The sequence below is a fragment of the Pasteurella atlantica genome, from assembly GCF_963693435.1.
GTDB classification, from domain to species: Bacteria; Pseudomonadota; Gammaproteobacteria; order Enterobacterales; family Pasteurellaceae; genus Phocoenobacter; species Phocoenobacter atlanticus.
Genome location: NZ_OY856306.1, coordinates 178,602 through 192,717 on the forward strand (window position 1 = coordinate 178,602; position 14,116 = coordinate 192,717).

General features: G+C 35.7%; 12 protein-coding genes. 10 read left to right on the forward strand and 2 right to left on the reverse strand.

The window, feature by feature from the left end:
- Window positions 1-32 precede the first annotated feature (32 nt).
- The 8 genes from ampD (at window position 33) to mnmE (ending at window position 8,488) form a co-directional block, all read left to right on the forward strand.
- On the forward strand, window positions 33-605 hold the full coding sequence (ampD, locus tag U9966_RS00865) for a 1,6-anhydro-N-acetylmuramyl-L-alanine amidase AmpD (protein WP_306346730.1): 573 nt from the start codon (window positions 33-35) through the stop codon (window positions 603-605).
- Between the two features lie 153 nt (window positions 606-758).
- Window positions 759-2,354 (forward strand): L-lactate permease, encoded by a 1,596-nt coding sequence (locus U9966_RS00870; RefSeq protein WP_306346731.1) that lies wholly within the window; start codon window positions 759-761, stop codon window positions 2,352-2,354.
- 123 nt (window positions 2,355-2,477) lie between these two features.
- The gene (locus U9966_RS00875) at window positions 2,478-3,647 is read left to right on the forward strand and encodes an alpha-hydroxy acid oxidase (RefSeq protein ID WP_306346732.1); all 1,170 of its coding nucleotides are present in this window, start codon (window positions 2,478-2,480) and stop codon (window positions 3,645-3,647) included.
- Window positions 3,648-4,110: 463 nt separating this feature from the next.
- The gene (ispB, locus tag U9966_RS00880; RefSeq protein ID WP_306346733.1) at window positions 4,111-5,094 is read left to right on the forward strand and encodes an octaprenyl diphosphate synthase; all 984 of its coding nucleotides are present in this window, start codon (window positions 4,111-4,113) and stop codon (window positions 5,092-5,094) included.
- 72 nt (window positions 5,095-5,166) lie between these two features.
- Window positions 5,167-5,460, forward strand: coding sequence for a DUF493 family protein YbeD (gene ybeD, locus U9966_RS00885; protein ID WP_306346734.1), 294 nt, complete (start codon window positions 5,167-5,169; stop codon window positions 5,458-5,460).
- Entirely contained in the window at window positions 5,460-6,113 is a 654-nt protein-coding gene (gene lipB, locus U9966_RS00890) for a lipoyl(octanoyl) transferase LipB (RefSeq protein ID WP_306346735.1), read from the forward strand. Before ybeD ends, lipB begins: the two co-directional genes overlap by 1 nt.
- 21 nt (window positions 6,114-6,134) lie before the next feature.
- Complete coding sequence (gene lipA, locus U9966_RS00895) at window positions 6,135-7,097, forward strand: lipoyl synthase (RefSeq protein ID WP_211597345.1); 963 nt, start codon at window positions 6,135-6,137, stop codon at window positions 7,095-7,097.
- A gap of 32 nt (window positions 7,098-7,129) precedes the next feature.
- Complete coding sequence (mnmE, locus tag U9966_RS00900; RefSeq protein WP_306346736.1) at window positions 7,130-8,488, forward strand: tRNA uridine-5-carboxymethylaminomethyl(34) synthesis GTPase MnmE; 1,359 nt, start codon at window positions 7,130-7,132, stop codon at window positions 8,486-8,488.
- Window positions 8,489-8,565: 77 nt separating this feature from the next.
- Here the strand turns inward: mnmE and ligA are convergent, their stop codons facing one another.
- Window positions 8,566-10,590 carry an NAD-dependent DNA ligase LigA gene (ligA, locus tag U9966_RS00905; RefSeq protein WP_306346737.1) on the reverse strand — a complete coding sequence of 675 codons (2,025 nt, stop codon included), beginning with the start codon at window positions 10,588-10,590 and terminating at the stop codon, window positions 8,566-8,568.
- A 150-nt stretch (window positions 10,591-10,740) separates the two neighbouring features.
- The gene (locus U9966_RS00910) at window positions 10,741-11,550 is read right to left on the reverse strand and encodes a Cof-type HAD-IIB family hydrolase (protein ID WP_306346738.1); all 810 of its coding nucleotides are present in this window, start codon (window positions 11,548-11,550) and stop codon (window positions 10,741-10,743) included.
- Window positions 11,551-11,667: 117 nt separating this feature from the next.
- On the opposite strand from U9966_RS00910, the gene U9966_RS00915 reads away from it, so the two are divergent.
- Window positions 11,668-12,345 carry a phosphoribosyltransferase family protein gene (locus U9966_RS00915; protein WP_306346739.1) on the forward strand — a complete coding sequence of 226 codons (678 nt, stop codon included), beginning with the start codon at window positions 11,668-11,670 and terminating at the stop codon, window positions 12,343-12,345.
- A gap of 191 nt (window positions 12,346-12,536) precedes the next feature.
- Window positions 12,537-14,051 carry a PTS transporter subunit EIIC gene (locus U9966_RS00920; RefSeq protein WP_306346740.1) on the forward strand — a complete coding sequence of 505 codons (1,515 nt, stop codon included), beginning with the start codon at window positions 12,537-12,539 and terminating at the stop codon, window positions 14,049-14,051.
- Window positions 14,052-14,116: the final 65 nt, after the last annotated feature.

Genomic DNA, 14,116 nt, shown 5'->3' on the forward strand with positions numbered 1-14,116 from the left:
TATTCTAACGTAATATCAGAGTAATTTATAGAATGAAATCAAATCTAACAATTAAAAATGGCTGGTTAACTCAAAGTAAGCGGGTACTTTCTCCTCATTTTTCGCAACGTTCTGATGTGAATGATATCTCACTGTTGGTTATCCATTATATCAGCCTTCCACCAGAACAATTTGGAGGAGACTTTATTGATCGCTTTTTTGAAGGAACACTAGATCCTACCCATCACCCCTATTTCAAAGAAATTAAAGATCTTAAAGTATCCGCACATTGTTTAATTAACCGCAACGGTGAAATCACTCAATATGTCAATTTCAATGATATGGCGTGGCACGCAGGCATTTCTCAGTTTCAAAATAGAGACAAGTGTAATGAGTTTTCTATTGGTATTGAACTGGAAGGAAGTAATGAGCAACCATTTACAGAATTGCAATATCAAAGTCTTGTAAAATTAACTCACATTATTATGAAAAATTATCCTCAAATTACTCAAGATCGTATTGTTGGACATTGTGATATTGCACCTGAACGAAAAATTGACCCTGGTCAGTATTTTAATTGGGATTATTATAATCAATTACTCACGATCTTTAGCAAAAAGATCTAAGAATAATATTAGATCCTATTTTTGAAACTTATACAATTTTTGAAACAATTTCGTATTTTTTGTGATCAACCTCTCGTTTCTTTAACTTTTTTGTTACATTTTTCTATAATTATATTTACAATACGACTTTAATTTTTATTTTGGAGTAGCTTTATGGCTCTTTTTCTTAGTATTTTTCCGATTGTATTGTTAATTTATCTGATGGTAAAACGCAATGCACTTCCTTCTTATGTTGCTTTACCTTGGATCGCAGCAGTTGTATTAATTGTTCAACTTATTTTCTTTGAAACAGATATAACAACGATTAGTGCTAATATTGTTTCAGCAATTATTTCGGTACAAACACCAATTACCGTTATTTTTGGTGCTATTTTATTTAATCGTTTCTCTGAAAAATCAGGGGTAACGAATACATTACGTAAATGGCTAGGTAATATTAGCCCTAACCCTATTGCTCAGCTTATGATTATTGGTTGGGCATTTGCCTTTATGATTGAAGGTGCAAGTGGATTTGGTACGCCTGCGGCTATCGCTGCTCCTATCTTAGTTGGCTTAGGCTTCCCTGCATTACGTGTGGCAATGCTTGCATTAGTAATGAACTCTGTACCAGTATCATTTGGTGCAGTAGGTACGCCAACGTGGTTTGGTTTTGGTCCAATGAATTTAACGGATTCTCAAATTTTAGAAATTGGTTCAATGACATCTCTTATTCATACCATCGCTGCAATTGTCATTCCAATAATGGCATTACGTATGATTGTTAGCTGGCAAGAGATTCGTAAAAATATTGTGTTCATTTATATCAGTATTTTTGCCTGCGTTGTTCCTTACTTCTTAATTGCTCAAGTAAACTATGAGTTCCCATCATTGGTAGGTGGTGCTGTTGGTTTATTAATCTCTGTTTTTGTTGCTCACAAAGGTTTTGGCCTAGAAAAGGTTGAAGATAATTTAGATGATAAAGCGGTAACCAAAGCAGAAGTAATGAAAGCATTATTACCAACGGGAATGTTAATTTTCATTTTAATTATTACTCGTATCAAACAGTTACCATTCAAAGGAATGTTAACTAATGCAACAGAGTGGTTTAGTGTTCAGTTAGGTTCATTAGGTCACTTTGAAGTCAGCCAAAGTTTAATTCTTAGTTTAAAAAATATCTTTGGCTCTTCAATTAGTGCAAGCTACAAAGCACTTTATGTTCCAGCATTTATTCCTTTTATTATTACTGTTTTACTGGTTGCACCATTATTTGCAATGTCTTTTGGAAAAACAAAAAATGTATTTGTGGATAGTTTAAAACAAACTCGCAATCCATTCTTAGCCTTAGTTGGTGCGTTAATTATGGTTAAATTGATGTTAGTTGGTGGCGATGAGTCAATGGTAAAAATTATCGGTAGAGGCTTTGCTGCTGCAACAGGGGAATACTGGACTGTCTTTGCCTCATATTTAGGTGCGGTAGGTGCGTTCTTCTCTGGTTCTAACACTGTTTCTAACTTAACCTTTGGTAGTGTGCAATTATCAACTGCTGAAATTACAGGTTTATCGGCAACCTTAGTGCTTGCATTACAATCTGTTGGTGGGGCAATGGGGAATATGGTTTGTATTAACAACATCATTGCCGTAAGTTCAGTATTAAATATTGAGAAACAAGAAGGTGTAATCATTAAGAAAACCGTCGTTCCTATGATTGTTTATGGTATCATCGCTGCATTATGTGCATCCTTTGTTATTCCGCTATTTTTTAACGTATAAATAGCTTTTTAATGTGTAACTAAGCGGTTAGATTTACATAAAAATTTACAAATTTTATTTACTAAAACAAAAGGTTCGCTTACTAGGTAAGCAACCTTCATCATTTATAAGAGAGAAAATATTATGAGCTTTCAAATGAATCCAGATTATCCAAGTATCGAACACCTTCGTATTAAATCAAAAAAACGTATGCCAAAATTTGCCTACGAATATTTAACAGAAGGCTGTAACGAAGATCTAAACGTATATAAAAATACCAAAGAAATTCGTGATATTGAGTTAATGCCAACTTACTTAACTGATTTAAAAGAAGTTTCTATGAAAAAGGAACTTTTTGGTAAAACTTACGATGCTCCATTTGGTATCACTGCCGTTGGTTTACAATCTTTAATGTGGCCACAAACTTCACAAATTCTGGCGAAAACGTCTGTTGATTTCAATATTCCATTTATGCTTTCAACAGTTACCACAATGTCTATCGAAGAATGTGCTGAAATCACAAAAGGTAACTTCTGGTTCCAACTTTATTACCCAAAAAACAAAGAATACCGTGAAGATATTTTAAAACGTGCTTGGGATAACGGCTGTCGTGTACTTTGCTTATTATCAGATGTACCAACTTTTGGCTATCGTCCAAAAGATATTTATAACGGCTTTGGTATGCCACCAAAAATGATGCTTCGTAATATTGTTAATGCTGCATTACACCCAACTTGGGCATTAGAGTCATTAAAATATAATGGAATTGAAAAACTAGGTATGCCAAGTTTTAAAACGTTGGAAAAATATATGCCAGGTGGTATGGATTTACGTCAATTAGGTATCTTTATGGATGACTTCTTTGATGGTAAATTAACGGTTGAGCGTATCAAAGATATCCAGAAAATCTGGCCAGGAAAAATTGTTATTAAAGGTGTTGCAAGCGTTGAAGATGTACAAACCTGTGTAGATTTAGGCTTAGATGGTGTCATCGTGTCTAATCACGGGGGGCGTCAATTAGATGCTGGTCCAAGTTCAATTTCAACTTTAGGTCCAATCGTTGAGAAATTCAAAGGTAAAATTACCATTATGATGGACGGTGGTATGCGTAATGGACCAGATATGGCTCGTGTGCTTGCAAGCGGTGCTGATTTCTGTTTCTTAGGTCGTCCATTTATGTATGGAACTGGGGCATTAGGTGCAAAAGGTGGCGATCAAGCTGCGTGGATCTTAAAACGTGAGTTCCAACAAGTGATGGAACAGCTAAACTGTGAAAAAGTAGAAGATTTACCGAGTTTCTTACTGAAAAAATAATGGGTAATAAAAATAAAAAAAGTGGAGTACTTTGAAAAGTACTCCACTTTTTCATAAATTGGGTGAACATCCTTGTTCGGTATAACTCCATTTTCTATGCTAAAATCGTATATTGCTAAAAATCCTTTTAAGCTTTATGGAAGGCATAAAATCCGTTTATACCTCATTGCCTCAGCAAAAGAAAACGCATTGTATACTCTTTTTTAATAATACCAAGATAAACATTTGTAAAGACAGTCTGGTTGTACCAGACTTTAAATAAAAATAAAATCATTTCATAAAGCCCATTAATAGGTTATCTTTCAAGAATTTAATGAATACTGATATTAATTAAAAATGGTTAAGTCATAGCGCTAACCTTAACAGTGCTTATCTCAATTTTTTAAACTAGATTTGTGATTTTATTTTAACGAACTGTAAATTTGAGGTAAAATTAGGAAAATTTTTGCAATTTGGAATAATAATGACAACTCAACTTTCCCTTGAACAAATTCAAGCACTTATAAAAGACGATATGCAAGGGGTAAACCAAGCAATTTTAGATCAATTAAATTCTGATGTTGTTCTAATCAATCAATTAGGTCACTATATTATTAGTGGTGGTGGTAAACGTATTCGTCCATTAATCGCTTTATTATCAGCAAAATCTTTAGGTTATCAAGGCTCCGATCATATCACTTGCGCTGCCTTTATTGAATTTGTGCATACCGCAACCTTATTACACGACGATGTAGTCGATGAATCGAATATGCGTCGTGGCAAAGAAACGGCTAATGCGTTATTTGGAAATGCGGCAAGCGTGCTTGTTGGCGATTTTATTTATACTCGCTCTTTTCAGATGATGACAAGCGTCAATTCGTTAGAAGTCTTAAAAATAATGTCAAACGCAACGAATGTGATCGCAGAAGGTGAAGTGCAACAGTTAATGAATTGTAATGATCCTGATACAACAGAACAAAGTTATATGCAGGTGATTTATGGTAAGACTGCTCGCTTGTTTGAAGCGGCAACACAATGTGCAGCGATTGTTTCAAAAGCGACGCCACAAATGGAAAAAGCATTACAAGATTATGGGCGTTATTTAGGTACAGCATTTCAATTAATTGATGATATTTTAGATTACAGTGCAAATGCGGAAAAATTAGGTAAAAATATCGGTGATGATTTAGCTGAAGGTAAACCTACTCTACCCTTACTTCACGCAATGCAACAAGGCAATACCGCAGAAGCATCACTTATTCGTGAAGCGATTGAGCAAGGAGGGAAAAGAGACGCATTAGATCAAATTCTTGCAATTATGCAAAAATATCAATCCCTTGACTATGTAATGCAACGTGCCAAAGAAGAAGCACAAAAAGCCGTTGATGCCATTCGAATTTTACCAGATACTGAATATAAGCAGGCATTAATTTCTTTAGCTTATCTTTCTGTTGATAGAAATTATTAAGAAAAATTTGCAAATTTTATACAAAATCATACCGCTTTCAATTGAAAGTATATTGTTATTAAAGAGGAAAAGATGACAAAATCTGTAAACTTACAAGATTTACCACAACAAAAATTAAAAGATTTATTAGAATTTCCGTGCAACTTTACTTTTAAAGTCGTCGGTGCGAAACGTGATGATTTGGCTGATGATGTAGTAAAAGTGGTTCAACAATACATTCAAGGCGATTATATACCTCGTGAACAAGCGAGTTCAAAAGGCACTTATAGTTCTATTTCTATTGATATAGTGGCAGAAAATATCGATCAAGTAGAAAGCCTTTATACCGAGCTTGCCAAAATTGAAGGCGTAAGAATGGTGCTTTAATGGAACTCATTGTTCGCCAACTTGGTATTTGTGATTATCAACAAACGTGGCACGAAATGCAACAGTTTACCGATAATCGTAATACTTCGACCACAGATGAAATCTGGCTAGTACAACACCCTGCGGTTTTTACGCAGGGGCAAGCGGGAAAGCCAGAACATTTGCTCAATCCAACCAACATTCCTGTTGTTCAGTCTGATCGTGGGGGACAAATTACCTATCACGGTTTAGGGCAACAAGTGATGTACGTGCTAATTGATATCAAACGTCACAAAGCCGAAGGTCGAGATTTTAACGTGCGACAATTAGTGACCGCTCTGGAACAATCTGTCGTCAAAACCTTAGCGGAGTATAACATTAAAAGTTATCCCAAAGCGGACGCACCCGGTGTTTATGTGAGTGAAAAGAAAATCTGTTCACTAGGACTACGTATTCGTAAAGGCTGCTCTTTTCACGGGCTTGCGTTAAACATCAATATGGACTTATCCCCTTTTAAAAATATCAATCCTTGTGGCTATACAGGACTTGAAATGTGCCAATTAAAAGACTTTATCAGCGAAGAACTGGCAGATTGTGATAAAGTTTCTCTAAAATTAGTGGATTACTTTACACAAATTCTCGGTTACAATAGCACCCAAATTGTTAAAAAATAGTTAAGAAATAGGATTTAATGAATGGGTACACCTTTCAAAATGGAAAGAGGGGTTAAATATCGTGATGCAGCAAAAACCTCTATTATTCCTGTCAAAAATATTGACCCCGATCAGGAAGTATTAAAAAAACCAAGTTGGATGAAGATCAAACTTCCAGCAAGCTCGGCGAGAATTGAGAGTATTAAAAATGGTATGCGTCGTCACGGATTACATTCAGTCTGTGAAGAGGCAAGTTGCCCTAATTTACACGAATGTTTTAATCACGGTACTGCGACCTTTATGATTATGGGCGCAATTTGTACTCGCCGTTGTCCTTTCTGCGATGTCGCACACGGTAAACCATTACCTTTGGATCAAGAAGAGCCATTAAAATTAGCAGAAACCATTGCGGATATGAAATTAAAATATGTAGTTATCACTTCGGTGGATCGTGATGATCTCCCTGATCGTGGTGCTGGACACTTCGCTGCTTGTGTAAAAGAAATTCGTAAACTGAATCCTGATATTAAAATTGAAATTTTAGTCCCAGATTTTCGTGGACGCATTGAATTAGCATTAGAGAAATTAAAAGACAACCCACCAGATGTATTTAACCATAATTTAGAAAATGTACCTCGTTTATATAAAAATATTCGCCCTGGTGCAAATTATGAATGGTCACTTAAATTACTGAAAGAATTTAAAGAAATGTTCCCTGATATTCCAACCAAATCAGGGTTAATGGTAGGACTCGGTGAAAAAAATGAAGAAATTCTCACGGTGATGGAAGACTTGCGTGAAAATGGCGTGACAATGCTAACCCTTGGACAATATCTACAACCAAGTCGCCATCATTTACCTGTTGATCGTTATGTCCACCCAGATGATTTTGATGAATTTAGAGTAAAAGCTGAAAAAATGGGCTTTGAACATGCCGCTTGTGGTCCTTTTGTACGTTCATCTTATCACGCTGATTTGCAAGCAAGCGGTGGGATTGTGAAGTAAATTTACAAAGAAAAGAATTTATTGAGATGATTATGAAAGAAACTATAGTTGCACAAGCAACCCCAATCGGTCGTGGTGGAGTAGGTATTTTACGAATTTCAGGACCTCTTGCCGAAACAGTGGCACAAGAAGTGTTAGGGAAAACACTTAAACCTCGTATGGCAAATTATTTACCTTTTAAAGATATTGATGGTTCAACTATCGATCAGGGAATTGCATTATTTTTCAAATCGCCAAATTCATTTACTGGCGAAGATGTCCTTGAATTACAAGGACACGGTGGGCAGATTATCTTAGATATTCTGCTTAAACGTATTTTACAAGTAAAAGGCTTACGCATTGCTCGTGCTGGGGAGTTTTCCGAACAGGCATTTCTAAATGATAAGTTAGATTTAACCCAAGCCGAAGCCATTGCCGATTTAATTGATGCTACCTCTGAGCAAGCGGCTCGCAGTGCGTTAAAATCATTACAAGGCGAATTTTCAAATAAAATTCATCAGCTGGTTGATGATGTGATTTATTTGCGTACCTATGTTGAAGCCTCCATTGATTTTCCAGATGAGGAAATTGATTTTCTTGCTGACGGTAAAATTGAAAATAAACTCAATCAGATTATTGCCAGTTTAGACAATGTACGTAAAGAAGCAAAACAAGGTTCGATCATTCGTGAAGGTATGAAAGTAGTAATTGCGGGTCGTCCAAATGCAGGAAAATCAAGCCTATTAAATGCCCTTGCGGGACGAGATGCGGCGATTGTGACCAATATTGCGGGAACAACCCGTGATGTGTTGCGTGAGCATATTCATATTGACGGAATGCCATTACATATTATTGATACCGCAGGGTTACGAGATGCAAGTGATGAAGTAGAGCGTATTGGGATTGAGCGTGCGTGGAGCGAAATAGAGCAAGCGGATCACGTTTTATTGATGATTGATAGCACAGAAAGTAGTAATGAAAATATTCAAGCCGAATGGCAAGATTTTTTAACACGTTTACCTGAAAATATTCCTGTTACTGTAATTCGTAATAAAGTGGATCTCTCGGGCGAAAAAGAAGGTTTTGAACAATTAGAAGATTTTAATTTAATTCATCTTTCTGCTCAAACCAAAGTAGGGATTGATCTATTACGTGAACATTTAAAACAATCAATGGGTTATCAAAGTTCAACAGAGGGGGGCTTTATTGCTCGTCGTCGTCATTTGGTCGCCTTAGAAAAAGCGGCTGAACATTTATTAAATGGGCATACTCAATTAACTGAATTTTATGCGGGTGAATTACTGGCAGAAGAATTACGAATGACACAAAACTCCTTAAGTGAAATTACAGGCGAATTTACTTCTGATGATTTACTCGGTAATATTTTTAGTTCATTTTGTATTGGTAAATAAAGTTGTTGGCATATCGTCTCAGAAAAATAATTTAGAGATCCTATGCCAATAATCCATAAGCTAGTTACTATTACATATTAAGCACTAAATTCATTGGTTAAATCAATTAAATCTTGCTCACTGAGTATTTTAATTCCAAGCTCTTGGGCTTTAGTTAATTTTGAGCCTGCCTTTTCTCCTGCAATTAGAAAATCTGTCTTACCTGAGACACTGCCAGAAACTTTACATCCATAACTTTGTAGCAATGCTTTTGCCTGATCACGTGTTAACTGTGAAAGAGAGCCTGTTAGTACGACATTCTTATCTTTTAATGGATTGTCTTTAACCTCTTGTAATACAACATCTTCCCAATGAACGCCCAATGCAATCAACTCTTCAACTACAGCGACATTATGTGGCTCTAACCAAAAACGATAAATATGATTTGCTACAATTTCACCAACATCTGGCACCTCTTTCAACTGCTCAACATTAGCTTGGCGAATAGCATCTAGTGTTCCAAAATGGTTAGCTAAATTCAGTGCGGTTGCTTCGCCCACTTCTCGAATGCCAAGTGCAAATAAAAAACGGGCAAGGGTAGTAGATTTCGATTTTTCAATACTTTGTAGAGCATTAGTTGCAGACTTTTCTCCCATTCTTTCTAGTCTAGACAAGGTTTCTTTTTCTAATTTAAACAAATCTGCAGGGGTGTGGAGCAACTCTTTTTCCATTAATTGTTCAATCAATTTTACACCAACACCATCAATATCCATTGCCTTGCGAGAAACAAAATGTTTTAAAACTTCTTTACGTTGTGCGTTACAAAACAGACCACCAGTACAACGAGCCACCGCTTCACCTTCAACACGAATAATGGTTGAGCCACATTCAGGGCAAGCGGTAGGAAAATAAATACTTTTTGCAAATTCAGGACGACGCTCTAACACCACACCAACAATTTGAGGAATAACATCACCTGCACGACGAATAATTACAGTATCGTGAATACAGACACCTAAACGAGCAATTTCATCACCATTGTGCAATGTTGCATTACTCACCGTCACTCCCGCTACAAAGACGGGTTCTAATTTTGCAACCGGCGTGATCGCGCCTGTTCTCCCGACTTGAAACTCAACATCCTTTAACACCGTCATCTCTTCCTGAGCAGGAAATTTATACGCAATCGCCCAACGAGGTGCTTTAGAAACAAAACCTAATTGCTCTTGTAATTTAATGTCATTAATTTTTAACACTGTACCATCAATATCGTAACCGAGAGAATTACGTTTTTGTGCAATAGAATGATAGAACGCCAATAAACCCTCTATTCCTTTTGCAAGCATAATTTCATTATTGACGGGAATACCAATAGATTTTAACCACTGTAAACGAGCAAAATGAGTATCAGGAAGTGGTTGCTCACTTTGATAAACACCTATTCCGTAAGCGTTTAAAACTAATGGTCTAGAACGAGTAATTTTAGGATCAAGTTGGCGTAGTGAACCTGCAGCAGCATTACGTGGATTAGCAAAGCCTTTTTCACCTTTTGCTAGTGCGTTTTTATTTAATAAATCAAACCCCTTTTGAGGCATAAATACCTCTCCACGAACCTCTAAACTGGCAGGAGGATTTGTCATATTAAGCTTTAATGGAATATTACGAATAGTACGAATATTTGCCGTAATATCCTCCCCAACTGCACCATCGCCTCGAGTTGCTGCTTGGGTTAATATTCCATCTTCATACAAAATACTGACCGCTAAACCATCTAGTTTTGGTTCACAGCAAAACTCAAGTGAGGAAGTATTTACTGCTCCTCTATCTTTAATTCGACGTAAAAAAGCCTCTAATTCATTATCAGAAAAAGCATTATCTAACGAGAGCATTGGCACTTTGTGAGTAACTTGGTTAAATCCATCTAAGGGTTTTGCACCCACTCGTTGCGTGGGTGAATCTGTTGTAATTAACTCTGGATTGTCTGTTTCAAGCTGTTTGAGTGTATTCATTAAACGATCATACTCAGCATCTGGTACAATTGGATTATCTAATACGTGGTAATGGTATTCATATTCACGTAATTTTTCTTTTAATTCAGTAATTTGTTGTATTAGTGATGACATTAATAAATCTCTCGATAAAAAGTATAAAAACACTTTTATTATAATGATATAGGGCTATAAAATAGATGGGCTATTCTAACATAGATGCTATTTTTTATAGGTAAAATTTAGCATTTTGCAAATTTTGTATAACATCATACCGCTTCAACGTTAAATTATATTAAACTCTTTTAACGCAAATAATACACCATCTTCCCAAATTGGCTTGGTGACATAATCCGCTAATTTTTTTAACTCTTCTTCACTATTTCCCATTGCCACACCAAAACCAACACTGGAAAGCATTTCAAGGTCATTTAAGCCATCACCAAATGCCATTGCATTTTTGATATCAATATTAAAATAAGCAAGCACATCTTGAATTCCTTTTGCTTTAGAATTCGTCTTATCTAAAATATCGACAGCTTTAGAATGCCAACGTACTTCTTTTAAATCATCACCAAATAATCCTGAGTTTTTTACTTCTTGAGAACGCTCTTGTGGATAAAAGGCTAACATCTGCATAATATCATTGTGTTTATAATGTTCAGGATCAACAATATAATCTTCTTTAATTGGCTTTAAGGCTTCAATCACTTCAGCAGTATTATTAGACACAGCAAACTGTTCATTAGTCACAAAGCCATATTCAATATTTAAAGCTTTCAACTGTTTAACTACAGCTTCCATTCGTGCGATTGGAAGAGCATATTTACTAATCATTTCATTTTTATAACGATTATGTTGCCCATTTATAGTAACTAACAATTCAAAGCCATCTTCATTCACAAAAGGTCTTAAAGGAATCGGAAAAGCACCAAAACAACGCCCAGTTGCAATAGCGGGAATAATCCCCTTGGCTTTTAGTTTTGGAATAACTTCTTTAAAAATACTCTCTGGAATACGGGTTTCTTTTTTATAGTAAAGGGTATCGTCAATATCAAAAAAAACAATTTTAATTGGGTAGTTTAAATTATTCATTTTTTCTCCTCGCTGAATATGGGTCTATTTTAGGCTTTTTCTCGATCTAGGTCACAAAAATTTTTACTTTTCTTGATTTTTATTCTTTATTATTCGTTTTATTTTAATTTGATAAATATGAATATTGGACAGTTTCGTTGTTTTCAGTGTGAAAAACCATTAGCAATCAGCCATCACGGTTTTTGTAGTCATTGCTATAAACAGATTGAGCAATCTCCTTATTGTGGTTGCTGTGGTTCGCTATTGTTAGAGAATAGCTTAGGCTGTGGAAATTGTTTACAAGACGAACCAAAATGGCATAAATTTGTGCAAATTTGTTGGTATAAGTCACCGCTTACCCATTGGATTGCTGATTTTAAATTTCATCAATGTTATTATTTAGATCAACCTTTAGCAAGATTATTACTATTAGCCGTTACGAAAGCCAAAAGAGAGCATTTTTTAACATTACCAGACGTAATCATCCCTGTTCCATTATATTGGCAACGCCATTGGAAGCGTGGCTATAATCAAGCTGAGTTATTAGCAGCTCCTCTTTCAAAATGGTTAAATATTCCAATGGATACTGACTGCTTAACAAGAGTAAGATCAACCATTCCACAGCGAGAGCTTTCTGCTCAAGAACGTAGAACAAATTTAAAAAAAGCCTTTTGCTATCAACCTATAAAACCCTATAAAAGCGTGGCAATTGTGGATGATGTCGTCACAACAGGATCAACGATTAATGCTATTTGTGTGGAGTTATTAAAACAAGGTGTGAAGGAAATACAGGTTTGGACGTTGTGTAGAGCTTAGTTTTAAATAAATTTTCTAAACTTATGGTTTTATTGTTAAAACAAGCGGTGACATTTTAGAAAAATTTTACATGCTTAATATCTATAATGTGAGTAAGATCACAGATACCATATTATATATCTATTATCATACAATCCATAATGAGTCCTCATTATAAAAAATTTAATTATTACATTGATGAGAATAAAACTATGACAACAAACACTAAGAACAAAATATCCATCGTATCATACTTGATGCGAGGTCTATCAAAATTATCAACCATTGGGCGAGCATTAATGCTTCCAATTTCTATTTTACCAGCAGCAGGTTTGCTACTTGCTTTTGGTGATAAATTCCAAATCCCGTTAATGCTTAGTGCTGGTGATGTTATATTCAGTAATTTACCACTATTATTCGCTGTCGGTGCTGCTGTTGGTTTAGCTAAAGAATCAGGAATCGCGGCTTTAGCTGCTGTTGTGGCAATGTTAGTAATGAATATTACAATAGGTGTCCACGTTGGAATTACTCCAGAAATGGCTCAACAAGGTGGTGCTTATGCATTTGTATTAGGTATTCCATCACTACAAATGGGTGTATTTGGAGGATTAATAGCGGGTATTTTAGCCGCCACAATGTATAACCGCTTCCATAATATTGAACTTCCTGCATTCTTAGGTTTCTTTGCAGGAAAACGCTTTGTTCCAATCGTAACGGCATTTAGTGCATTTATCTTAGGGTTAATTTTACCAAGCTTCTGGATGCATGTTCAAAGTGGTATCGATGCAATGTCCACATTGGTGAATGGTGATAACCAAGCACTATCAACCTTTATTTTCGGATTTACAGAAAGAGCATTGATTCCACTTGGTTTACACCATATTTGGTATCCTCCATTCTGGTTCTCTTTTGGTGAGTTCACAACAAATACTGGAGCAGTTATTACTGGTGACCAAACAATTTGGTTTAAAATGCTTGCTGAAGGAGTGAAATCATTTGATTCTGAAACTTATCACGGTGCTGGTAAATTTATGCAAGGCGAATTCCCGTTAATGTTATTTGCTTTACCTGCTGCTTGTTTAGCAATGTATAATGAAGCAAAAACGAAAAACAAAAAATTTGCTGCGGGTATTTTATTTTCAGCGGCTTTAACCTGTTTTTTAACAGGGATCACTGAACCAGTAGAGTTTACCTTTATTTTCGTTTCCCCATTGCTTTATATCTTTAATGCAATTTGTGCTGGTGGTGCTTATATGTGTATGCACTTACTTGATGCACACTTGGCAAAATCCTTTTCAGCAGGTTTTATTGACTATCTTTCTTTAGGAATTATGCCTTCATTAAATGGCTTTGAAACAAACTATTTAGCGGCGGTGATTGTTGGTATTCCAATGGCGATCTTGTACTACTTCGTGTTCCGTTTCGTCATTCGTAAATTCAACGTACAAACACCAGGACGCACTGATGAAGAACAAGAAGAAAATACCATGAGTATCGAAGAATTATCTCAGGCTACGCTAGGGTATTTAGGAGGGAAAGATAATTTAACATCTGTCACATCTTGTATTACTCGTCTACGTTTAGAAGTAAAAGATAAATCACTGATTAACTCAAAAGCATTGGAAGATCTTGGTGCTATGGGTGTGATAAACGTAGGAGAAAAAGGAGTACAAGTTATCTTTGGAGCAAAAGCACAATTTATTGCTGACTATATAAATAAACAATAAAATTGTGTGAAAATATTCTAATTTTTATCAAGGGACAGGCATCTAACCCTGTCCCTATTAAGCTA